General features: G+C 64.5%; 19 protein-coding genes. 10 read left to right on the forward strand and 9 right to left on the reverse strand.

Annotated features, from left to right (window positions below; genetic code table 11):
- The first annotated feature begins 278 nt into the window (after positions 1–278).
- On the forward strand, positions 279–1,229 hold the full coding sequence (locus AC5RVY_RS07995; protein ID WP_493954157.1) for an EAL domain-containing protein: 951 nt from the start codon (positions 279–281) through the stop codon (positions 1,227–1,229).
- 121 nt (positions 1,230–1,350) lie between these two features.
- On the opposite strand, the gene AC5RVY_RS08000 is transcribed toward AC5RVY_RS07995, so the two are convergent.
- Entirely contained in the window at positions 1,351–1,617 is a 267-nt protein-coding gene (locus AC5RVY_RS08000) for a DUF6480 family protein (protein ID WP_493954158.1), read from the reverse strand.
- Positions 1,618–1,754: 137 nt separating this feature from the next.
- On the opposite strand from AC5RVY_RS08000, the gene AC5RVY_RS08005 reads away from it, so the two are divergent.
- Entirely contained in the window at positions 1,755–2,222 is a 468-nt protein-coding gene (locus AC5RVY_RS08005; protein ID WP_493954159.1) for a hypothetical protein, read from the forward strand.
- Positions 2,223–2,245: 23 nt separating this feature from the next.
- Here AC5RVY_RS08005 and AC5RVY_RS08010 read toward each other — a convergent pair whose 3' ends face one another.
- The 6 genes from AC5RVY_RS08010 to AC5RVY_RS08035 form a co-directional block, all read right to left on the reverse strand.
- Positions 2,246–3,055, reverse strand: coding sequence for a glycerophosphodiester phosphodiesterase family protein (locus tag AC5RVY_RS08010; RefSeq protein ID WP_493954160.1), 810 nt, complete (start codon positions 3,053–3,055; stop codon positions 2,246–2,248).
- A 64-nt stretch (positions 3,056–3,119) separates the two neighbouring features.
- Positions 3,120–3,374, reverse strand: coding sequence for a hypothetical protein (locus AC5RVY_RS08015; protein WP_493954161.1), 255 nt, complete (start codon positions 3,372–3,374; stop codon positions 3,120–3,122).
- A 97-nt stretch (positions 3,375–3,471) separates the two neighbouring features.
- Positions 3,472–4,290, reverse strand: coding sequence for an HAD family hydrolase (locus AC5RVY_RS08020; protein WP_493954280.1), 819 nt, complete (start codon positions 4,288–4,290; stop codon positions 3,472–3,474).
- A 302-nt stretch (positions 4,291–4,592) separates the two neighbouring features.
- Positions 4,593–5,417, reverse strand: a complete 825-nt coding sequence (locus AC5RVY_RS08025; RefSeq protein WP_493954162.1) for an IclR family transcriptional regulator — start codon at positions 5,415–5,417, stop codon at positions 4,593–4,595.
- A 138-nt stretch (positions 5,418–5,555) separates the two neighbouring features.
- Positions 5,556–6,809, reverse strand: a complete 1,254-nt coding sequence (locus AC5RVY_RS08030; protein WP_493954281.1) for an aminopeptidase P family protein — start codon at positions 6,807–6,809, stop codon at positions 5,556–5,558.
- Positions 6,810–6,867: 58 nt separating this feature from the next.
- Positions 6,868–8,220 carry an MFS transporter gene (locus AC5RVY_RS08035; RefSeq protein WP_493954163.1) on the reverse strand — a complete coding sequence of 451 codons (1,353 nt, stop codon included), beginning with the start codon at positions 8,218–8,220 and terminating at the stop codon, positions 6,868–6,870.
- A gap of 450 nt (positions 8,221–8,670) precedes the next feature.
- On the opposite strand from AC5RVY_RS08035, the gene AC5RVY_RS08040 reads away from it, so the two are divergent.
- On the forward strand, positions 8,671–9,756 hold the full coding sequence (locus AC5RVY_RS08040; RefSeq protein WP_493954164.1) for an S-(hydroxymethyl)mycothiol dehydrogenase: 1,086 nt from the start codon (positions 8,671–8,673) through the stop codon (positions 9,754–9,756).
- The gene (locus AC5RVY_RS08045; RefSeq protein WP_493954165.1) at positions 9,756–10,376 is read left to right on the forward strand and encodes an MBL fold metallo-hydrolase; all 621 of its coding nucleotides are present in this window, start codon (positions 9,756–9,758) and stop codon (positions 10,374–10,376) included. Before AC5RVY_RS08040 ends, AC5RVY_RS08045 begins: the two co-directional genes overlap by 1 nt.
- A gap of 127 nt (positions 10,377–10,503) precedes the next feature.
- Here AC5RVY_RS08045 and AC5RVY_RS08050 read toward each other — a convergent pair whose 3' ends face one another.
- Positions 10,504–12,060 (reverse strand): glycoside hydrolase family 32 protein, encoded by a 1,557-nt coding sequence (locus AC5RVY_RS08050; protein ID WP_493954282.1) that lies wholly within the window; start codon positions 12,058–12,060, stop codon positions 10,504–10,506.
- A gap of 245 nt (positions 12,061–12,305) precedes the next feature.
- Between AC5RVY_RS08050 and AC5RVY_RS08055 the strand changes: the two genes are divergently transcribed.
- The 5 genes from AC5RVY_RS08055 to AC5RVY_RS08075 all read left to right on the forward strand — a co-directional run bounded on the left by AC5RVY_RS08055 (position 12,306) and on the right by AC5RVY_RS08075 (position 18,099).
- Positions 12,306–13,742, forward strand: coding sequence for a glycoside hydrolase (locus AC5RVY_RS08055; protein ID WP_493954166.1), 1,437 nt, complete (start codon positions 12,306–12,308; stop codon positions 13,740–13,742).
- A gap of 52 nt (positions 13,743–13,794) precedes the next feature.
- Entirely contained in the window at positions 13,795–15,129 is a 1,335-nt protein-coding gene (locus tag AC5RVY_RS08060; RefSeq protein WP_493954167.1) for an ABC transporter substrate-binding protein, read from the forward strand.
- A gap of 62 nt (positions 15,130–15,191) precedes the next feature.
- A complete protein-coding gene (locus AC5RVY_RS08065) occupies positions 15,192–16,073 on the forward strand; it encodes a carbohydrate ABC transporter permease (RefSeq protein WP_493954283.1) in 882 nt (293 codons plus the stop codon).
- Positions 16,070–16,972 (forward strand): carbohydrate ABC transporter permease, encoded by a 903-nt coding sequence (locus AC5RVY_RS08070; RefSeq protein ID WP_493954168.1) that lies wholly within the window; start codon positions 16,070–16,072, stop codon positions 16,970–16,972. Before AC5RVY_RS08065 ends, AC5RVY_RS08070 begins: the two co-directional genes overlap by 4 nt.
- A gap of 38 nt (positions 16,973–17,010) precedes the next feature.
- A complete protein-coding gene (locus tag AC5RVY_RS08075) occupies positions 17,011–18,099 on the forward strand; it encodes a LacI family DNA-binding transcriptional regulator (RefSeq protein WP_493954169.1) in 1,089 nt (362 codons plus the stop codon).
- A gap of 49 nt (positions 18,100–18,148) precedes the next feature.
- Here AC5RVY_RS08075 and AC5RVY_RS08080 read toward each other — a convergent pair whose 3' ends face one another.
- The gene (locus AC5RVY_RS08080) at positions 18,149–19,711 is read right to left on the reverse strand and encodes a PucR family transcriptional regulator (RefSeq protein ID WP_493954170.1); all 1,563 of its coding nucleotides are present in this window, start codon (positions 19,709–19,711) and stop codon (positions 18,149–18,151) included.
- Between the two features lie 108 nt (positions 19,712–19,819).
- Here AC5RVY_RS08080 and AC5RVY_RS08085 point away from each other — a divergent pair, with 108 nt between their 5' ends.
- On the forward strand, positions 19,820–21,340 hold the full coding sequence (locus AC5RVY_RS08085; protein ID WP_493954171.1) for a purine-cytosine permease family protein: 1,521 nt from the start codon (positions 19,820–19,822) through the stop codon (positions 21,338–21,340).
- Positions 21,341–21,359: the final 19 nt, after the last annotated feature.

The following is a 21,359-nucleotide window of genomic DNA, read 5'->3' on the forward strand; positions in this document are numbered from 1 at the left end:
AAGTACTGCGCTTTTAGCCACCCCGATATACGATCATCGTGCTGGGTCTAATTTTCGTCACCGTGTTTTTGCGGCTTGCCAGCGTTATTGGACTTTAGAAGCGGTTGAAATTGAACAATAAAAGGGCCACTGGGTCATTACTTCGTCAACTGGGGGCGTAGCTAATGTCGGTTCGTGTACAGGCGTGGGGAATTATCGCGGCCGTTTTGGCGGACCCGGATCCGTCCGGGGCTGCTGTCCGGCAACGCCTCAGCAAGAGCCTCGATGAAAATCCTGGCGTGCCCGAAAGAGCCTTGCTGGAGTATCTGCTGGAAACGCGCCGCAGCGACGCCAACACCGTTGAAACGCTGGACAGCGCCAGGAAAATGCGCCTGGAACCCAGCGCCATTCCGCCGCAGGTCGCGGAACAAATTGACGCCATCCGCAGCATGTCCCGCATCAGCGCACTGCTTGAGAGCAACATGCTGATGACGGCCTTCCAGCCCATCTACGGGCTGGCCGAAGAAACAGTCGTGGGGGTCGAGGCGTTGTCGCGCTTTGTCAGCGACGACGGCGCGGCAGCGGAACTGTGGTTCGCGGAAGCCGCGGCGGTGGGCCTCGGCGCCAACCTCGAGTTCTCCGCGCTCGGGTCAGCCGCTGCTGCAGCCCGGGACCTTCCCGGGAACCTGTACGTGTCCATGAACATTTCCCCCGCGTCATGCCTTGACCCGCGGCTGCCGGAATTGTTCGAGCACATCGATCTTCCGCTGACCCGGGTGGTGCTCGAACTGACGGAATCCGTCACCGACGAGGAGTACCCGCAGTTCATTGCGGCCATCAACCCCCTGCGCGACCAAGGGCTGCGCATCGCCGTCGACGATACCCACCCGGGAGCCGGCGCGCTGAGCCGGATGGTGCACCTGCGGCCGGATTTCCTGAAGGTGGGCCGGAACGTCATCGGCGACGTGGACAACGACGGCATCCAGCGCGCCCTTGCCGGCTGCCTCGTGGACTTCGCCGAGCAGATCGGCACCACGCTGATAGCGGAGGGCATCGAGACAGTGGGCGAACTCAAGGTCCTGACGGAACTGGGCATCAGCGCCGGCCAGGGCTATCTCCTCGGCCGGCCCTCGGTGCGGCCGCAGGACTGGGCAAGCTGGAACACCCGCCTGGATATGGACGGCCTGAAAAGCCAGCTCGTCGGTCCGGATAACGGCCGCCAGGTTCCACCGCCCAACGACGCTCCCTGACACCACCCCACTGACATCTGGCAGGGTGCTGACGCAACCGCAGCATGCGCTGACCTAACCGCGGCACTGGCAGGACCGGCGGAACTGCGGGCAGCGCTGGAGCGCTGGGCCCTGTGCCGGCCTACTCGTCGTGCCCCTGGTCGGCGCTCATCTGGTCCTCAGCCGGCGGCGTCTCGCCGGGAGGCACGCCCCCGCCGGGCTCAAGCCCGGTGATGTTGCCGTCCGCCGGATCCGGGTTCGGCGAGCCCGCAGAATCCCGGCCTCCCTGCTGACCTGCACCCGACTGGCCGCCGCCGGACTGGGCAGGGCCTGACTCGCCAGCCCCTGACGGGTTCCTGCCCGGCTGGTCAGGATTCGCGGGGTCGTTTTCCGGATGGTAGCTGCTCACAGTACTTGTCCTTCCGTGCCGGCTGCAGCCTGTTGCCTCAGCTCTGGACTAATTGTAAGCATGCTGATAATTCTGGAAGGGTAATGTTCCGGTCATCCGCTGGGGTACCGGGGCGAAATGTCGAAAGGAGCAGTCACATGGGTATCGGCGACAGCATCGGCAAGGCCGCGGAAAACGCCATGGAGGATCTCGCGGGGACCAGCAAGCCCACAGAGAAACTGGACGTTCCTGATCCCTCTGATCCGAACAGCGATGTGGAAGTCCACTCCTCCCTCAGCGAGGGATCAAACGCGATGGAAGCCGAGAAGCAAAAGGCTCCCGGGCTGAAGGCCGGAGCAGCCCCGGGACCCGTGTCGGAATCCCCCCTCGGCGGGGATGTTGACGAGACAGACAATGACAGGGCGAACGACGACGGCGGAGTCGCAGGCAGCGCATCCGCTCCCGCCGGGGCGGAGTCAGCAGATAGCGGCTCAACGGAAGGCGTCTCGGGCGTCTCGGGCGTCTCCGGTGGATTGCCCGACAGCAACCCGGATGAACTCCGGGCCGATCCCACCGAAGGTGACCAGGACCCGTCCACCAGCACGGGCCGGGATCTGAAGGAATAAGTCAGCAGGCGGGCGGCATCCGCCTACCCGCCTGACGCCCGCCACTGGCCGCGCTCGAGCAGTACCTCACGAAGCAGGTCCGCCCGGTCGGTCACTATGCCGTCCACTCCGAGCTCAAGCAGCCGGCGCATCTCCGCGGGATTGTTGATGGTCCAGACGTGGACCACCAGCCCGAGCGCGTGCGCACGCCTGATGAACCCTGGTGTGACCACTTCGACTCCGGCCCTGCGGACAGGCACCTGAAGGGCGTGGACATCCTGCAGGATCCGGCGCATCGCCCGGCGGAAGAAAGGTCCCGGCAGGATCCGGCCCAGCACAACAAACAAGGCCACCGGCACAATGCCGGCCGACGATGCGACCGGCCGGCTCAGCAGCTTCAGCACCGCCCGTCGCCGCCGGTCCGAAAAGCTGGTCACCAGCACCCGGTGGTGCGCCTGGTGGCGTTCAATCGCGGCGGCCAGGCTCTGGACGGAGTTCCAGTCCTTGACGTCCACGTTGAGGCGGACGCCGGGCAGTGCGGTGACCACGTCATCGAAAGTGGGGATGGGCTCGCGGCCGCCGATCTGCGCCTTGGCCACCTCGGCGGCTGCCAGCCCGGCGATCCGGCCGGCCCCGTCGGTCACCCTGCCAAGAGTGTCGTCGTGGAACACGAGCACCACACCGTCCGCCGTGGTGTGGACGTCAGTCTCCAGGTATTCGTAGCCAAGTTCGACGGCGGCGCGGAACGCGGCGAGGGAATTCTCCAGGCCCTCCCGCGAAAACCCGCGGTGGGCCATCGCTACAGGCAACTGCTGCCCGCTGGGATCAGGACTGGCAAAGAACGGCAGGCTCACCCTGCGAGCGTACCGGAGCGGGAGGCTGGCAGGGCGTTGCCGCCAGGCAGCCGCTGGTAACTGTTTACACCTGGTCCTCTTCCGGGAAAATGTCCACACCGTCGCTGCAGTGCAGCAGCGTCCGCCCGCGGCCGCCGTCGAGGTTCACCCACACTGCGGTGTGGTCCAAGGTGATCGCGTCCACCAGCCCGCCGGTTTCAAACCCCGGCGTGAGGACCACGCGGACGCGGTCGCCCTGCCTCAGTTGTTTCCAGTGCGGAGCAGGCTTTGCCCTGCGCAGCGGCGCATCAACAGCGTCGTGTTTTACGTTTCGTGCCATCGTTACCCCTAGAGCCATAAAGGGGAGGCGTCGCCCCCTGCCTCCACGGTAAGGAGCGAAGGTGAACGCAAGGTGAGCGCAGCCTGTGAATAAGGGCTCAGGGCAGCTGGACACCCAACGACGCCAGCCGTGCCTCCAGAACCTGGGCCACGCCGTCGTCGTCAAAATGCGGCGCCTGCTGCCCGGCCGCGAGGATGGCTTCGGGGTGGCCACTGGCCATCGCGTAGCCGTGGCCTGCCCAGCGGAGCATCTCGATATCGTTGGGCATGTCCCCGAAGGCCACAACGTCCGCGGCGTCGATCCCCAGCGATGACGCATATTCCGCGAGCGTCACGGCCTTGTTGACACCCGGGAGGCACAACTCCAGCATTGCCACGCCGGGTGAGGAGTGCGTGGCGGCCGCAAGATGCGCGACGGCGGGACGCACCTCCGCGAGGAAGTCGTCAGGGGTGCCCTCCCGGACGATCGCCAGGAACTTCACCACCGAGTCATCCGTGACGAGGGTTTCTGCGAGCGGGGCCGGAGTGAACTCGCTGAGCAGTTCACTGGATTCGTTTTCGATGAAGCCGGGTTCAAGGTGGAAGCCGGTCAGTGTCTCTGCGGCGAACAGGGCTGCCGGACGGATCCCCTTGATGATGCGCCGGATCTCGAGCACGGCCTCGATGGCCAGGGTGCGGGCGGACACCAGCCGGCCGGTCTCAAGGTCCCAGACCACCGCCCCGTTGGAGCAGATAACGGTGCCGGCGTGGCCCAGCCGGTCCTCGAGGGGGTGCAGCCAGCGCGGCGGCCGGCCGGTGACAAAAACGAGTTCGACGCCGGCATCACGGCAGGCGTGGAAGGCGCGGACGGTGCGGTCACTGATTTTTCCATCGTGTCCAAGAATCGTTCCGTCAATATCGCTCGCTACCAACCGCATCATGCAAGTCTACGTGGCCGCCCCTGCTAGAAGCTGGCGGCGGCCAGGCCCAGGAGGCCGCGGCCGGCCTGCTCGAGGATCGGATCGGCGGCCAGGGTGGGATAGTTGAGCAGGATGCTCGCACGGCTCCTTCCCCTGCCTGGGCGAACCGCACCTGGGCCAGGGGCGAACCAGCCTGGCGGTTCTACACGGTGTTCTTGACCTTGCGCCCGAGCAACTGTTCACGGAACAGTTCCAGGGCATGCTGCGCCGCCCCCAAGTCAGCCGACGGCGCAACGATGTCTGAATTGACCCAGCGACCCTCAGTCCTGCGCAGAAGTTGCCTGTTTTTTGCCCGTTCCACCCAGACGGGCCGTGACCTTCCCTGCCGCCGCGGCACATGATTCACCCAATGCCAGCAGCCGGTCCTGCGAGACCCGGAACCGTGGCGCCGGGATCAGCACGGCGGCCACCACTTCCCCGCGATGGTCATAGACAGGCGCCGCAAGCCCCACTTCGTCAATGGATGTTTCGCCGTAGTTGATGGCCCAGCCGCGCCGGACGTCATCCTTCAGCCGGACCAGGTAGGCGTCCAGGCTGGGTTCATCCAGGCCGGGGTAGGTGATGGCACCACTGCTGAGGAGGGATCGGACGCGTGGTTCGGGTTCCTGGGCCAGGAATACCTGGACGGAGGCGCTGAAGGCGTCGCTGTACCGGGCTCCCAACGGGGTGGTGTGCTTGATCTGGTGGCGGCTGGCGATTTGCTCCACGCAGATCGATTCGTCGCCGCTCCACACCATGAGGGCACTGGTTTCGCCGGTCTGTTCGGACAGTTCGCGCAGCACCGGGTAGGCCACGCGCCGTTCCTCCAGTTCCGCCAGCAGGGGGCCTGCGACGGCGATCAGCCCGAGTCCCAGCCGGAAGCGGCGCGTCTCGGCGTCCCGCTCCACCAGGTGCTCCTGTTCAAAGGTGGCCAGGATCCTGGAGACGGTGCTTTTGTGCAGACCGACCCGGTTTGCGATCTCGGTGACCCCGAGGAGCGGCTCGTCCGCCGTAAAGGTCCGAAGGACGGCGATGGCGTTGACGATGACGGAGGCGCCTTTGGTGTCGCCGTTGCCTGTGGTGCTCTCGGATTCTGTTGTGCTCATGATGTCATCCATCATTCCCTAGTGAGGCCGAAAGCGGCGCCGGCGTGGTGCCGGCGCCGCTTCGGGTTTCCGACCTTGGCCCCGGCAGGCCGGGCTCCTGTCCGGGCCTGCAAGGCAAGGCCAGGAACCCGCTGGGGATCAGGCGCCGATGATGTTGTACTCGGGGCCGAACGGGAACTTGGTGATGTTCTCCGCGCCGTCCTCCCCCACCACCAGGATGTCGTGCTCGCGGTAGCCGCCGGCGCCCGGCTGGCCGTCCAGGACGGTGATCATCGGTTCCATGGAGACCACCATGCCCGGTTCCAGGACCGTATCGATGTCCTCGCGGAGCTCCAGCCCGGCTTCCCGGCCGTAGTAGTGGCTCAGGACGCCGAAGGAGTGCCCGTAGCCGAAGGTGCGGTTGGCCAGGAGGCCGTGGCCCACGTAGATCTCGTTCAGTTCAGCGGCGATGTCCTTGCAGACGGCGCCGGGCTTGATCAGTTCCAGGCCGCGCTTGTGCACCTCCACGTTGATGTTCCACAGCTCGAGGGAGCGGGCATCCGGTTCGCCGTAGAACAAAGTGCGTTCGAGGGCGGTGTAGTAGCCGGACGTCATGGGGAAGCAGTTCAGGGACAGGATGTCGTGTTCCTGGATCTTGCGGGTGGTGGCCCAGTTGTGGGCGCCGTCGGTGTTTAGGCCGGACTGGAACCACACCCAGGTGTCACGGATCTCCGAGTTGGGGAACGTCCGCGCAATCTCGTGGACCATGGCTTCGGTGCCGATCAGGGCAACCTCGTATTCGGTGATGCCTGCCGTGATGGCGTTGCGGATGGCCTCGCCACCCAGGTCGCCGATGCGGGCACCGTGCTTGATGACCTCGATTTCCTCGGCGGACTTGATCATGCGCTGGCGCATGGCCGCCTGCGCGACGTCCACAAGGGCTGCGGACGGGAAGGCTGCCTGGATCTTGTTGCGGTTATCCAGCGGCAGGGAGTCGTCTTCGACGCCGAGCCGGCGGACATTGATGCCGCGGGTGCGCAGTACTTCCTGGATCGCAAAGATGAAGTTGTCCCGGCGCCAGTCCGTGTAGACGATGTTGTCGCCGTAGCTGCGGCGCCAGGGCATTCCGGCGTCGATATTGGCGGTGACTGTCACGGTGTCATCCTTGGTGACCACCATGGCGTAGGACCGGCCGAAGTAGGTGAAGAGGAAGTCGGAGTAGTACTTGATGGAGTGGTAGCTGGTGAGGACGACGGCGTCGAGGTCCTTTTCTGCCATGATGCTGCGGAGGCCGGCGAGGCGGCGCTCGAACTCTGCATCGGAGAAGGTGAGGCGGACCTTTTCGCCGTTCTTGAGGACCTTCAGGCGCTCCAGTTCAGCGATGGACGTTGCGTTCTCGGTGGTGATGGTCATCGTGGTGATGCCTTTCTGTTGGTGCATTTCTTGAGGTGCAGTTGGTGTGGGAAGGAAGCTATTCGTGCCGCAGGGGTTCCTTGCAGGTTTCCCGGGACAGCGCCACGGCCACCAGGGAAATCAGGGCTGCCCCCACCAGGTACCAGGCCGGTGCCAGGTCGTTGGCCGTAGCGGCAATCAGGAGGGTTGCCACGAACGGGGCGGTGCCGCCGAACAGGGCGTTGGAAAGGTTGAAACTGACCGCGAAGCCGCTGTAGCGGACGCGGGTTGGGAACATCTCTGCCAGGAAGCTGGGGAGCGTGCCGTCATTGAGGGTAAGCATGGCGCCCAGGAGGATCTGGACCAGGACCACCACCAGGAAGTTGCCGGTTCCGAGGAGCGCGAATGCCGGCACCGTCAGCAGGATGAAGCTGATTGAGGCGGCGATCAACACCTTCTTGCGGCCATAGCGGTCTGAAAGCATCCCCGTCAGGAAGATGAAGCCGATGTACGTAACGAGGGCGACGGTAGTGGCCAGGAAGGACTCGGTGGCGCCCAGGCCAAGCTCGGAGGACAGGTACGTGGGCATGTAGCTGAGGATCACGTAGAACCCGACGGCGTTGAGCAGCACCGCACCGACGGCCTGGAGCAGCTGGCGCCAGTGGTTACGGAAGAGGCTGGAGACGGGCGTCTTGGCGGCGTGGTCCCCGGCCTCCAATTCCCGGAACACCGGAGTGTCTTCGAGTTTGGTCCGGATGTACCGGCCGATCAGGCCCATGGGGGCGGCCAGCAGGAAGGGCAGCCGCCAGCCCCAGCCGTGCATCGCATCGGAGCTAAGAAGCGTAGTCAGCAGGCCGGCGAGCAGCGAACCGAGGAGCAGTCCGGCAGCCGTGCTGGCGGGAACCACCGCGGCATAAAGCCCGCGCCGGTTGGCGGGGGCGTATTCCACCAGGAATGCTGAGGCACCCGCATATTCGCCGGAGGCGGAGAAGCCCTGGACCACCCGGACGATCAGGAGCAGGACCGGGGCCCAGAGTCCGATCGTGTCGTATCCCGGGATGAGGGCAATGCAGAACGTAGCCCCGGACATGATCAGGATGGACAACGAGAGCGCTGTCCGCCTGCCTACCCGGTCTCCGATGTGTCCCCATACGAAGCCGCCAAGCGGACGTACCAGGAACGAGATCGCAAACAGGGCAAACGTCAGCAGGAGTCCGGCCTGGGGATCAGACTGGGGGAAAAAGACCGCCGCAATGGTGACGGCCAGGTAGCCGTACACGGCGTAGTCGAACCATTCGACAAAGTTTCCGATAAAGCTGGCCGCGATAACCCGGCGGCGGGTTTCCTTGCTGACGGCGTTGTCAGCAGAATGTCCGCCGGGCTCCGCGCGCAGGCCCTGAGCACGGGCTGCGGAGGAAGTTTCGTTACTCATGTCTCCACCAAAATTGTTGTGGTTGCAATCAGCGCAACGCTGTTGCATTAGACTAAGCGTGATCGAGGCCACAGTCAATGGTCAGCGTTGGTGAGTTTGGACGGACGTTTTGGGCAGTGTCCGGAGCCCTGGCGCGGGACGGCCCTACGCCGCGGCAGGAAGGAGGAGTTGCACAAGAAGAAGTCTCGTTGCGCGATAAGAGCCAAACATGCCGTGGTCGGGTATGTCGCAACCCCGTAGTAGTTTCTTGCTCTGTTGACACCCTGTTTGGCGGCTGACATATTTCGAGTACGCGCCCTATGCACCGCGTTGTGTAATACGCAATACGTAGGCGGCCCAGCACGCATGGCCGATGCCTGGAGCGGCGGCATGAGATCGTTGAACCTGGCGGCGGGACTGCCTCCGGTTCCGCGGCCAAGACTCCGGGTTTTAGGAAAGGAACACCAGCACATGGTTCACAAAGTCAAGGCAGTCATTGCCAAGGAAAAGAACGCCCCGGTGTCAGTGGAGACCATCCTGGTGCCGGACCCGGGCCCGGGGGAGGCGCTGGTGGACATCCTCACCTGCGGCGTATGCCACACTGACCTGCACTACAAGCAGGGCGGGATCAATGATGATTTCCCGTTCCTGCTGGGCCATGAAGCAACGGGTGTTGTCAGCGCCGTGGGCGAGGATGTCACGTCCATCGCTCCGGGTGACCGGGTGATACTGAACTGGCGTGCAGTGTGCGGTGAATGCCGCGCCTGTGCCAAGGGCCAGCCGCAGTACTGCTTCAACACCGCCAACGCCACCCAGAAGATGACCCTCGAGGACGGTACCGAGCTCTCCCCTGCCTTGGGCATCGGCGCCTTCGCGGAGAAGACCCTCGTGGCGGCTGGCCAGTGCACCAAGGTGGATCCGGAGGTTGATGCTGCCGCTGTCGGGCTCCTCGGCTGCGGCGTGATGGCCGGCATTGGTGCCGCCATCAACACCGGTGAGGTCAAGCGGGGCGAATCCGTGGCCGTCATCGGCTGCGGCGGTGTGGGCATCGCCGCGATCGCCGGCGCCAAGCTCGCCGGTGCCACCACCATCATCGCCGTGGACATTGACGCCAACAAGGTGGAAATGGCCAAGTCCCTGGGCGCCACGCACGGCATCGACTCCAGCAAGGAAGACCCCATCGAGGCCATCCGCGCCCTCACGGGAGGCAACGGGGCTGACGTGGTGATTGACGCCGTCGGCCGTCCCGAAACGTACAAGCAGGCCTTCTACGCCCGCGACCTCGCCGGCCGCGTGGTGCTGGTGGGCGTCCCGACGCCGGACATGCAGCTGGAACTGCCGCTGCTGGACGTCTTTGGCCGGGGCGGCTCGCTGAAGTCCTCCTGGTACGGCGACTGCCTGCCCTCGCGCGACTTCCCCATGCTCGTCTCCCACTACAAGCAGGGCAACCTGGACCTGGACGCCTTCGTCTCGGAGCGCATCACCATCGACCAGGTGGAGGAAGCCTTCGACAAGATGCATGAGGGCAAGGTCCTGCGTTCGGTGGTGGAGTTCTAATGGCTGTCACCATCGAGAACCTGGTCACCTCGGGCACGTTTTCGCTCGACGGCGGCACCTGGGACGTGGACAACAACGTCTGGATCGTGGGTAACGACGCCGAATGCGTCATCATCGATTCCCCGCATGACGCTGCGGCGATCATCCAGCAGGTTGGTGACCGGAAGGTCCTGGCCATACTGCTGACCCATGCGCACAACGACCACATCGGCGCAGCGCGCGAGGTCGCGGAGGCAGTGGGCGCCCCGATCTACCTGAACCCTGAGGACCTTGTTCTCTGGGAGCAGGTCTACCCGGATACGAAACCGGACCGGGAGTTGGCAGATGGTGACGTGTTCGAGGTGGCCGGAGCGACCTTGCGGGCCATCCACACGCCCGGCCACTCACCCGGTTCCACCTGCTTCTACCTGGAAAGCGAAGGAACGGTGTTTACCGGTGACACCCTGTTCAACGGGGGCCCGGGGGCCACGGGCCGCTCTTACAGCGACTACCCCACCATCCTCACCTCGATCCGTGGACGGTTGCTGACCCTGCCGCCCGAGACCGTGGTCCGCACCGGCCACGGGGACAACACCACCATCGCGGCCGAGCAGGAGACCCTGGCCAAGGTTTCCCAGTAGCCAGCGAATCAAGCAGCAGTGCCAGCGAGGCGCGCCGGGAGTACCCGGCGCGCCTTTGCTCTGGATTGAACAATCTGTGCCAGCGGTCCGCACCTCGTGTTGCAGGCCGCCGTTTTCGCCTTCCGGCCTATTCAAACGAACGGATGGTGAGGCCGGAGAAGGTTGCGGGGCCGCCGTCGGTATAGAGGGAGATCCCGGTGTCGCCGTCCACGAAGTGCACCTGCTGCGAGAGGACCGTGTGGCCGGCGTTCACAAACACTTCGACGCTCTGGGTATCAACGAAGATCCGCAGATGGATTGAGCGTGCAGCGGCGTCGATGGGTGCGGCCGCGCGCGTGTATGGCACGAGTGAAAAGTTGGCCTGGTCCGACGGGCCGCGGTCCACGTACAGCTCATTGCCGTACTTACCAACGTTCGTATGGCGCGTGCCATCCGCGGAACGGCCCACCGATACCCCAACATTCGCGGCGGCGTCCCATGCGATGTCCACCTCGAGCTCATAGGCGCGGCCACTCCACGGCAATACCGCGCTTCCGTTCACTGTGCGGTCCTGCAGCGTGGTTGTGGAGGCGGCGTACTGCGCCAAGGCCGCTACCGGGCTGCTGAGCAACGTGTACCAGCCGCCCGCCTGGCGCTCGAGCCGCAATTCCCGCACGATCGAGTTCTGGCCGTTGTACCCGTCGGATGTATCGGTGGGAACATCCCGGGCGGCGTATTTCCAGTTGTTCATCCAGCCGATCGCGTACCGGCGGGCCTGAGGGGCCTCCGCCGCCGGCCATGTGACGGCGCCGTACCAGTCCCAACCCCAGTCCAGCCACTGCGGGTTGTTGACGTCGTCCGCAAAAAACTGCCCGCCATCCCAGGTTCCCGTCCAGTAGGCGTAGGTCATGGGCAGGCCGATGCCGTAAGCATCCATGCTGGCGCCGAGGACCCAGTGCCTTGTGCCGTCGTTGGCCGTCATCTCGAACAGGTCGGGGCATTCGATCCCGCCCAGCGCGTGGTTTGGATAGTCAAAGTTGCGCTGCAGCTGCCAGTCGCGCAGGTTTGTCGATGTGTAGAAGGCTGCGTACCGGGCGCGGCCGATCACGCAGACCCATTGGCCGCGCGCTCCATCCCAGTGGATCTTCGGGTCCCGGAACCATTCGGCGTTCTCGATCTCGGCCTGGGTAGTGGCCGTCCGGCCGTCGGTGTTGATGATCACCGGGTCCGGGAGTGCGGTGAAGGTGTAGCCGCCGTCCGTGGACCAGTACAGGTATTGCTCCTGGTATTTGCGGATGCCACCAGTGGGCCGGGTGGCCAGCACGACGACGGCCCCTGCCCCGAAGCCGGCCGTGTTGGCCGTGTCCACCACCACAGAACCGGACCAGACGGGAAAGTTGGCCTGCAGCGGAAGCACCACTCCATGGTGGGTGAAGGCAACACCGTCGGCAGTTGTGGCGTGGTCCCAGCCGCCCTGGCCATTGTTCTGCGCGGAATGCAAATAGTAGAGGTGGTAGGCGCCGTCCAGGTAGACCGGGCGCTGCGGGTCGCAGAGCCAACCGGCGGGCGGCGTCATGTGGTAAGCCGCCCGCCGTGAATTCGAGGCGAGCGCCGGGCCTGCAGGAAACGCGGTGCCGGTGAGCAGGGCGAGGGCTCCTGCCCCGGTTCCCTGCAGGACATGGCGGCGGGACATGGCATGGGTCATCATTGACTTCCTCTCGTGGGGGCGGCTTCGCCCGTGCGCTCGCTGGTGCTGGAACCCTCTTTGGTTTCGGTCCGGCATCACCGGTGCGATAAAGCGCTTTAGCAAGAAAAGGTAGTATGTGCGCGGAAGCTGGTCAAGCGTTTCAGCAGCGGTAAAGCTTTTCTGCTAAAACGCTTGATCAAGAAGCCGCGCCGGGCTACTCTGTGGGTGATCAAACGCTTTAGCAGAAATGGACATCAACGCCGATGAATCACCCAGTCTTCTTCCAGCCCGCGGATGCATGGGTGGGAGACCTTATCCCCTTCGAGCACAACGGTGAGTTCTGGCTCTTTTACCTCCACGAGGTCCGCTCGGAACCAAAACCCGGAACCGGCTGGAACCTCGTGACAACCAAGGACCTCATCCAATTCCAGGATCAAGGGGTCTCCCTTCCCCACGGAACCGAGACGGACCTCGACTTCAACGCCTACACAGGCAGCATCGTGGTGGACGAGTCAGGAATCCACCACTTGTTCTACACCGGGCAGAATCCGTACAACCTGGGCCCGGACGGCCTGCCGCTGCAACTGGTGATGCACGCCACCAGCAGTGACGGCATGCGCACCTGGGTGAAGCATCCGGAGCTTACGTTCGGCGCGCCCACCGGGTACGAGCCCGGCGATTGGCGGGACCCCTTCGTTTTCCACGACGATGCCTCAAGCCAGTGGCGGATGCTCATTGCCGCCCGGCACTCCGAAGGACCGGAGCGCCGCCGCGGCGTCATCGCCCAGTGCGTGTCCCGGGACCTGCTGACATGGGAGTACACGGACCCCTTCTGGGACCCCCGCCGGTACATCACCCACGAATGCCCGGACGTATTCTCCTGGGGCGGCTGGTGGTACATGGTCTACTCGGAGTTTTCCGAAAACTTCACCACCAGGTACCGCATGTCCACAAGCCCCGACGGCCCCTGGACAGTGCCTGCCCGTGACTCCATCGACGGCCGGGCGTTCTACGCCTCAAAAACCGCGGAGCGGGACGGACGGCGCTTCTTCTTCGGATGGATCGCCTCCAAGGAAGGCAACCGCGACGACGGGCCGTGGCAGTGGGCGGGCAGCATGTCCATCCTGGAAGCCCGGCAAAACGCTGACGGAACCCTCGGCTTTGGCTTCGCCGATGAACTGGTGGACAGCTTCTGGGACGAGGTCCCGCTGAGCTTCAACCCCGGGCTTCCCGCCCGGCTGGAGGCACCGGACAGCTACACCGCCACCATCTCCAATGAGGACCTGCCCAGCCAGTTCTACGCGAAGGCAGAGCTGGACATTGACCCGGACACCACAGAATGCGGCCTGCTGCTGCGTTCCAGCGCGGACGGGGACCACTCCTACATCCTCCGGCTTGAGCCACAGCGCGGACACCTGGTCTTCGACCGGTGGCCGCGGGCAGTTACCGGCGACGCCCAGTGGCACGTTTCCGGTGACGTCCCGTTCGCCGTCGAACTCGAACGGCCCTGCGACCTCAGCCCCGGCAAGCACACCCTCGAAGTCGTGGTGGAAGGGGACCTGTGCGTCGCCGTTGTGGACCGGCAGGTTGCCCTCAGCACCAGGATTTACGACCTTGCGTCCGGACGGATAGGCGTGTTCGCCGGCGAAGGATCGGTTTCCGTCACAGAACTTGAAGTACGTAAGCGCACCGACAACTGAATACCCGGCCCCACCTAAAACCACTCCGTTCCAATCAAGGAAGATTGCCGCAATGAAAAACCTGCTCCGCGCTGCCGCCGCCGCAGCCGTTACCGTCCTGGCCTTGACTGCCTGTGGCGGCGGAAGTTCCACCGATCCCTCCAACGTCAGCCCCGCCGGGGAGGTGAAACCCCGCGAAATTTCCTGGCTCCTCTCCCGCCCGGCCGATGGTGCCGTCATTAACATCATGAGCAAGCTCGCCGACGACTACGCCAAGGACCATCCCGGGTTCAAGCTCAACCTCATCACCACCCCGGACCGGCCGTCGTACATCCAGAAGCTTGAGACGCTGGCCGCAGCCAACAAGCTGCCGGAACTGTTCGATACGGACGCGACGCCCTTCGCCCAGCAGCTGGCGAAGCAGGGCAAGATGGTGGACGCCGGGAAGCTCCTGAAGTCGCTGGACATCTACGACAACTACCGCCCTGCTGCCCTGGACTACCAGCGCTTCGACGACGGTTCCCTCTTTATGATTCCGTTCCAGTTCGAGCTGGAATTCATCTGGTACAACAAGGCACTCCTGGAGAAGGCCGGGGTGGCGGTGCCGGCGTCGCTGGATGACATCCCCGCCCTGTGCACGTCCCTTCGCAGCGCCGGCATCACCCCCATTGCCATTGACGGCCAGGACCAGTGGCCGCTGGAACGCTACGTCGCATACCAGCCGTTCCGCGAAGCAGGGCCGGAATTCGTGCAGAAGCTGAAGAAGGGTGAAGCGAAGTTTGCCGATGCCGCCGGCCAGAAGACGGTCAACTGGATGGCAGAGCTCGGCAAGGCAAAGTGCTTCCAGGACGGATTCTCCGCCCAGGGCTACTCCGACGCACAAAACCAGTTCACCTCCGGCCAGGCGGCGATGTACAACATCGGAACCTGGGAACTGCCCAGCCTTGCCACCGACAAACTGAACGCTGCAGTCCGCAGCGACATCGACTTCTTCACCCTGCCCACTACCAAGGGATCAGTAACTGGAGCCAACGAGTTCGTCTCCCCGTCCGGCATCGGCATGGCGGTAAACGCCAAAACGTACGATCCGCTGGTGAGTGACTTCCTGAAATTCGCCCTGCAGAAGTACCCCGCGGAATACGCGGCCACCGGCGCACTGTCCCCCACCACCGACGTCGAAACCACCATCCCGGCCAACGCCACCCCGCTGTACCGGAAGGCCCTTGACCAGGCCAAGGACCTCGGATCCAAGCAGGCCATGCCCTGGGACACACAGCTGGACCCGACCACCAACGGCCGGCTGCAGCAGGAACTGGTCCTGTTGGTGCAGGGCAACATCACGCCGGAGCAGTTCACGGCCACCATGGACAACACCGTCGCGCAGAACGCCCCTAAGTTCTTCAATTAACCACAGCGGCGGGGGACCCGCCGGTCCCCCGCCCGAAAGGCACCGCCATGCAACCCAACAGGATGCTTCCCAACAGGTCACGGACCTCGGTCCTGGTCTTTTTGCTCCCGCCGCTGCTGCTCTACGGCGCAGCCGTACTCTTCCCCATCCTCCAGTCGCTGTTCCTGAGCTTTTTCTCCTGGAACGGCATCAGCGACATGGAATTTGTGGGGCTGGAGAACTACATCCGGATGTTTGTTGCCGATGACATCTTCTGGCGCGCGTTCCTGAACGCCCTCCTCTACCTGGCCATCTGCCTGGTCCTGCAGCTCGGCGGCGCCCTCGTTGTGGCCAGCCTGCTCACCTCCCTTCGCCGGGGACGCGAGCTCATCAAGACGCTCTACCTGCTTCCCGCGATCATCTCCACCGTGGCGATCGCCTTCCTGTTCGTCCGGATCTACTCCATCGACCCGGTGGGCCTGCTCAACCAGTTGCTGCACTGGATCGGGCTGGGCAGCTTGGAGCGGCCCTGGCTCTCAGACGTCAGCACCGTGCTCGCTGCAGTCTCGGCACCCGAGGGCTGGCGCTTCACGGGGCTGTACATGCTCATCATCTACGCAGCCCTGATTGCGGTGCCCAAGGAACTTGAGGAAGCCGCAGTCCTGGACGGCGCTTCCCGCTGGACCCTGTTCACCAAAATCCGCTTCCCGTACATCCGGCCGGTCTGGATCACCACCACCATCATGGCCACCACCTACGGCCTGCGCGGCTTCGACATCCCCTACCTGATGACCAACGGCGGGCCGGGACAATCCTCCGAACTGCTGACCACGTACATGTACAAGACCGCGTTCACCAGCACGGACTTCGGCTACGCCAGCACCATCTCCGTCTTCATCGTCATCGAGTGCCTCGCCGCCGTCGGCCTCATCCTGTTCCTGCTCAAGCGGAAGGCAGAGTCATGATCACCCAGGCAGCCCCAGCCAGCCCACCCGCCGTGGTTCCTCCCCGCCCGGCCGCCACCCGCCGCCGTCGCCGGCCGGACCTGTTCCGGACGCTCTCCCGCGTGCTGATCATGCTCATCGTGATCGTCCAGGTCTACCCGCTCGCGTGGCTGTTCCTCACCAGCCTGCGCACCGAACATGACTTTGCCACGGGTGATCCCTTTGCCCTGCCCAGCTCCCTCACCTGGGAGAACTACGCAAGAGCCTTCGAGACCGGCGACCTGGGCCGGAACATCCTCAACAGCTTCGTGGTGACCATGGGCGCCAACATCCTGATCGTCCTGCTCGGGATGATGGCCGCCTACGCCATCCAGGTGCTTGGGTTCCGCCTCAGCAAGCTGGTCCGCGGGCTGTTCCTGATCGGCATCATCGTCCCGGTGCAGATCGCCCTGGTCCCCTTGTTCATCGACTACTCGGCCGTGAACCTGCTGGACACGTACCAGTCAATGATCATCCCGCTTGCCGGTTTCTCCCTGCCCATGTCCGTCTACCTGTTCTCGTCGTTCTTTGAATACATCCCGCGGGAAACCTACGAGGCAGCCTCGCTGGACGGGGCCGGGCCCTACCGGATCTTCGGGCTGATCACCCTGCCGCTGTCCCTGAACACCGTGGTGACGGTGGTCCTGGTCAACAGCATCTTCATCTGGAACGACTTCATCTTCGCCAACACCTTCGTGCTGTCCGAGGACCTGAAAACCATTCCGCTGGGCCTGCAGAACTACATCGGAGCCATGGGCAAGGTTGACTGGACGGCGACCTTCGCCGCCGTATGTGTCACCATCACCCCGCTGCTGCTGGTGTTCTTGGTGCTCAACAAGGCCATGATCCAAGGGCTCGAGAGCGGGGCGACGAAGGGATGACCGCCACATCGGACGGATATACTCCTGACGGAGGGCAGATGACGTCAATGGAGAATGGATCGGGAAAGCCCGCGCCGGCAATCCCGTCCCCGCGCACCCCTGAACGCGCCCATCCTGTCACCCTCCGCGAGGTCGCCGAAGCCGCCGGGGTTTCCACCGCCACGGTCTCGCTGGTAGTCAACAAAAAGAAGAGCGCCCGGATCGCGGAAGAGACGCGGCAACGGGTCAAGGACGCCATCCGGACCCTCGGCTACCGGCCCAACGCGATGGCGAAGACCCTGGTCAGCGGCACGTCGCGGTTTATCGGCCTGGTGGCCGACGGCGTTGCCACCACTCCCTTTGCGGGCCAGATCATCCATGGCGCACAGGATGAGGCGTGGAAACACGGCTATGCCCTGCTGATCGCCAACACCGAGGGCAACGGTGAGCTGGAGCAGGATGCCATCCAGATGATGCTCGAATACAAAGTGCGCGGCATCCTCTACTCCACGTGGTTCCATCGCCATACCGACATCCCGGCGCCGCTCCGGGAAGCGGACTTTGTGTTGGTGAACTGCTTTTCCCCCGAGCCGGGCACCCGGGCGGTGGTCCCGGACGAAGTACAGGGCGGGCGCTCCGCAACGGAGATCCTGCTGCGGCACGGCCACCGCCGGATCGCCTTCATTAATGCCACCATTCCCGCCCCCGCCAAGGACGGCCGCCTCCTCGGCTACCGGCAGGCACTTGAGGAAGCCGGCATACCGTTCGACGCCGGGCTGGTCATGGAGGCCTACCCGGACCAGGAGGGTGGCTACAGGGCCACGGAGGCGCTCCTCAGGCGCGGCGTTACGGCGGTTTACTGCTACAACGACCGGATGGCCATGGGCCTTTACGACGGCCTGCGCGAACACGGCCTGTCCATCCCGGACGACATCGCCGTGGTGGGATTCGACAACCAGGAAGTGATCGCCGCGCACCTGCGCCCGCCGCTGTCCACGGTTTCCCTGCCGCACTACGAATTGGGCGCCGCGGGCGTACGCATGCTGCTGGGACTCGATGGGGCACCGCAGGGTGAAGCCGATGGGGTGGCAAAGATCTCTTGCCCCACGGTGGAACGGAGCTCCGTTAAGGTGCAGGCACACGCCTGAGCCGCCGCATTATATGACGCTGCGAAGGGGCGAGTGGTGACGGGGCTGCTTAGGGTCTTGGCTGGAGGGCGGCCAGGCGGGTGGCGAAGTGCAGGGCCGCCAACCGGCCGGTGCCCCGGGGGTCGCCCCCGCACAACGAGAAGATGCGCTGCAGCCGCTGGTGCATGGACTGCCTCTCCAGGTGGAGCTCCCGCGCAGCCTGTGCCGTGTTGCACCCCGAATCAAGCCAGACCCGCAAGCTTTCCACCAAGGCCGAATGGCGCTGGACATCGTGTTCCACGATGGTTCCGAGCTGCTGGCGGACAAATTCCGTCCGCTGCGGTTCATCCAGGGAATGGAACGCGAGGCGCTCCAGGGCGAAGGCCTCGGCGTCGAGTACCGCGCCGGACAGCTGCGGCCGCCCGAGGTGCGGCTCGTCACTGGCACCCACTTCCAGCGTCAGCCGCGCCTCCGTCAGCGACCACGGCGCGGCCGAAATCCCGGAAGCTACCGGCCCCAAGGCGCTGATGCTTCCCTCCGGCAATTCGAGCGTGCCGAGCCCGGCAAGGATCTCGCTCCGGTCTTCCTGCGCCTTACCTGCGCGCAATACCGCAAGCGCCAACAGCTCCTCGTTATCCGCATAGCTGGCGCTGTGCCGGCCCACCCGGTCCAGCAATTGCTCCACGGCAGTGCGTAGCTGCCGGGAGCCCGGGGACCGGATGACAACTGCCACCAGCTGCGCCGTCAAGGGGATTCCGGCGGCAGGGGCGAGCTGCTGTAGCCGCCAGTTTTGGCTCCCTGAATCCACGGCGCGGATGAGTGCGGCCCCGGCCATCTCCTTCAGGCCAGGCGGCATGCGCTGCAGCAGGGCCAACGCCAGAATGTCCACAGAGCGGTTTCCTGCGATTCTCGCGAGGTTCACATCACCTCCGGCAAGCGTGTGGAGGCTGAGGCGGGCTGAAGGTATGCCCCGTACGGAAACATCAATGTGGGTGGTTCGTGCACGGTCCTGCTCCGCGTCCGCGGGCAGCATGGGTTCCTCTCCCACAGAATGGCCGGCATATTCAGCAGGCAGTGCGCTTGCCAGGGGAGCGCCCGCGTTGGACGTCAGGAACACCTCGGCGTTCGTGGCGTCGGCGAGGACGGTCAGGATCCGGTCAAGACTGCCGCCATGGGCCAACTCCACCGCCATCGCATGGCTGGCCCGGTCGGCCTGTTGCAGGTGCGCAGCTGACTCGCTCACCAACAGCGAGTTGATGGCCTCCATGACGCCGACAAAGGGCACCACCTTGCGGAGCTCGATCAAGGGAAGCCCCGCCGCTTCAGCCGCTGAGACCATCGACGACGGGATAGAGGGCAGTGCGGTCCCGGTCTCAACGGCCAGCGCCGCCACTCCACGTTCCGCCAGCTCCCAGATGTAACCGATCCGCCGTTTGTCCGACGCTGCGACGAGGGCCTGGCCGCCGGTGAGAAGCAGTTCACCGCCGCCGAGTAAAGGGGCGATGTCCAACACCTCACTGGAGTGGATCCACCGCAGCTGCGTCTCCGCAGCAACGGCCTCAGCGGCGCGGAGAACGGGCTCCGCGGGAGTGAGGGTGGGATGTTTCAAAACATCGCGAAGACGTATAGGCATGACACTCCGTCGTATAGAAGCAAGATCTTCACGACACATTGTATGTGGTGGTTGTGGTGTGGGCCACATAATCTGGATTCATCCCTTTTACTCATGGAGGCTCCCCCCATGCATGACAATCTCTCTACTACGCAGCCCGAGTCGGCAACGGTGCCGGCTGAGGACGTCGAAGCCTGGCTGCAGCCCATTCCCGAGTCCCAACGCACGCACAAGGTCTCCGGCCAGTTCTGGATCTGGGCCGGCGCCAACCTTGCACCGATCAACTGGGTATTGGGCGCCCTCGGAATCCATCTGGGGTTGGGTTTCGCGGACACCGTGACAGTACTGGTGCTGGGCAACCTGATCGGCATGCTGCTCTTTGGCTGCTTCGTCCTGCTGGGCCAGAAAACCGGCGCCACCGGCATGGTGCTGGCCCGGGCCGCCTTTGGCCGGCGCGGCAACTACCTCCCCGCAGCCATCCAGGCTCTCCTGGTGATCGGCTGGTGCGCCGTCAACACCTGGATCATCCTGGACCTGGTGATGGCGCTGCTCGGCACCCTCGGCTGGGTGGATCCCACCGCCCACAACTACGGCTGGAAGATCGGCGTCGCCACAGCCATCATGGCCGCCCAGGTGGCCATTGCATGGTTCGGCTACAAGGCCATCGCAGCCTTCGAAAAGTGGACGGTCCCGCCCACCATCATCATTCTCGCGGTGATGTCGGCAGTGGCGTGGTTCGGCATGAAGATCGACTGGTCCTACGCCGGCCCGGCGGGCAACATCCTTGAAGGATCAGAGCGGATCGCCGCCATGAGCGCGGTGATGACCGCCATCGGCATCGGCTGGGGCATTACCTGGTTCACCTACGCCGCCGACTACTCCCGTTTCGTCAGCACCGAAGTCCCGAAGAAGAAGGTCTACCTCGCATCAGTCCTCGGCCAGTTCATTCCAGTGGTCTGGCTCGGCGTCCTCGGCGCCAGCCTGGCAACCAACAGCGGCGAAATCGATCCCGGAAAGCTCATCGTCCAGAACTTCGGCGTCCTCGCCCTGCCCGTGCTGCTGATGGTGCTCCACGGCCCCATCGCCACCAACATCCTGAACATCTACACCTTCTCGGTGGCCACCCAGGCACTGGATATCACCATCAGCCGCCGCAAGCTCAACCTGTTCGTCGGCGTCTTCTCCCTCGCCGCCGTCGTCTTCTTCATCTTCCAGGAGGACTTCGCAGCAGTCCTGGACGCCTGGCTCATCGGCCTGGTGGCGTGGGTTGCAGCCTGGGGCGGCGTGATGCTGGTGCACTACTTCTGGATCGACAAGCGCTGGCCCGGTATTCCGGAAAGGCTGTTCGACGGCGTTGGCACCAGGCGGCTGCCCGGCGTCAACTGGGCGGGCATCACCTCCTTGCTGGTGGGCATCTTCGCTACCTGGCTGTTTATGTACGGTTTGGTCCCCGCGATGCAGGGCCCCATCGCCGTGGCCCTGGGCGGCTGGGACCTCTCCTGGCTCGCCGGCGGCCTTGCAAGCGCCGCCAGCTACGCCATCCTGGGCCCGAAGATGCACCGCAAGTACGTTGAGTCCACCCCCGCCCACCGGCAACTGCCCGCCGATTTGACCGGAGCAGCCGTGCCCGGCACGCCGGCAGCGCTCTGATCCGCCTGCTTCCCCAACC

It is taken from the genome of Arthrobacter sp. Ha26 (assembly GCF_059091705.1).

Bases quoted from the DNA above. Each gene is read 5' to 3' on its own strand.
- AC5RVY_RS08005 (WP_493954159.1), top strand. From the start codon at position 1,755: ATGGGTATCGGCGACAGCATCGGCAAGGCCGCGGAAAACGCCATGGAG.
- AC5RVY_RS08015 (WP_493954161.1), bottom strand. From the start codon at position 3,374: ATGGCACGAAACGTAAAACACGACGCTGTTGATGCGCCGCTGCGCAGG.
- AC5RVY_RS08020 (WP_493954280.1), bottom strand. From the start codon at position 4,290: ATGCGGTTGGTAGCGAGCGATATTGACGGAACGATTCTTGGACACGAT.
- AC5RVY_RS08025 (WP_493954162.1), bottom strand. From the start codon at position 5,417: ATGAGCACAACAGAATCCGAGAGCACCACAGGCAACGGCGACACCAAA.
- AC5RVY_RS08030 (WP_493954281.1), bottom strand. From the start codon at position 6,809: ATGACCATCACCACCGAGAACGCAACGTCCATCGCTGAACTGGAGCGC.
- AC5RVY_RS08035 (WP_493954163.1), bottom strand. From the start codon at position 8,220: ATGAGTAACGAAACTTCCTCCGCAGCCCGTGCTCAGGGCCTGCGCGCG.
- AC5RVY_RS08040 (WP_493954164.1), top strand. From the start codon at position 8,671: ATGGTTCACAAAGTCAAGGCAGTCATTGCCAAGGAAAAGAACGCCCCG.
- AC5RVY_RS08045 (WP_493954165.1), top strand. From the start codon at position 9,756: ATGGCTGTCACCATCGAGAACCTGGTCACCTCGGGCACGTTTTCGCTC.
- AC5RVY_RS08050 (WP_493954282.1), bottom strand. From the start codon at position 12,060: ATGACCCATGCCATGTCCCGCCGCCATGTCCTGCAGGGAACCGGGGCA.
- AC5RVY_RS08055 (WP_493954166.1), top strand. From the start codon at position 12,306: ATGAATCACCCAGTCTTCTTCCAGCCCGCGGATGCATGGGTGGGAGAC.
- AC5RVY_RS08060 (WP_493954167.1), top strand. From the start codon at position 13,795: ATGAAAAACCTGCTCCGCGCTGCCGCCGCCGCAGCCGTTACCGTCCTG.
- AC5RVY_RS08065 (WP_493954283.1), top strand. From the start codon at position 15,192: ATGCTTCCCAACAGGTCACGGACCTCGGTCCTGGTCTTTTTGCTCCCG.
- AC5RVY_RS08070 (WP_493954168.1), top strand. From the start codon at position 16,070: ATGATCACCCAGGCAGCCCCAGCCAGCCCACCCGCCGTGGTTCCTCCC.
- AC5RVY_RS08075 (WP_493954169.1), top strand. From the start codon at position 17,011: ATGACGTCAATGGAGAATGGATCGGGAAAGCCCGCGCCGGCAATCCCG.
- AC5RVY_RS08080 (WP_493954170.1), bottom strand. From the start codon at position 19,711: ATGCCTATACGTCTTCGCGATGTTTTGAAACATCCCACCCTCACTCCC.
- AC5RVY_RS08085 (WP_493954171.1), top strand. From the start codon at position 19,820: ATGCATGACAATCTCTCTACTACGCAGCCCGAGTCGGCAACGGTGCCG.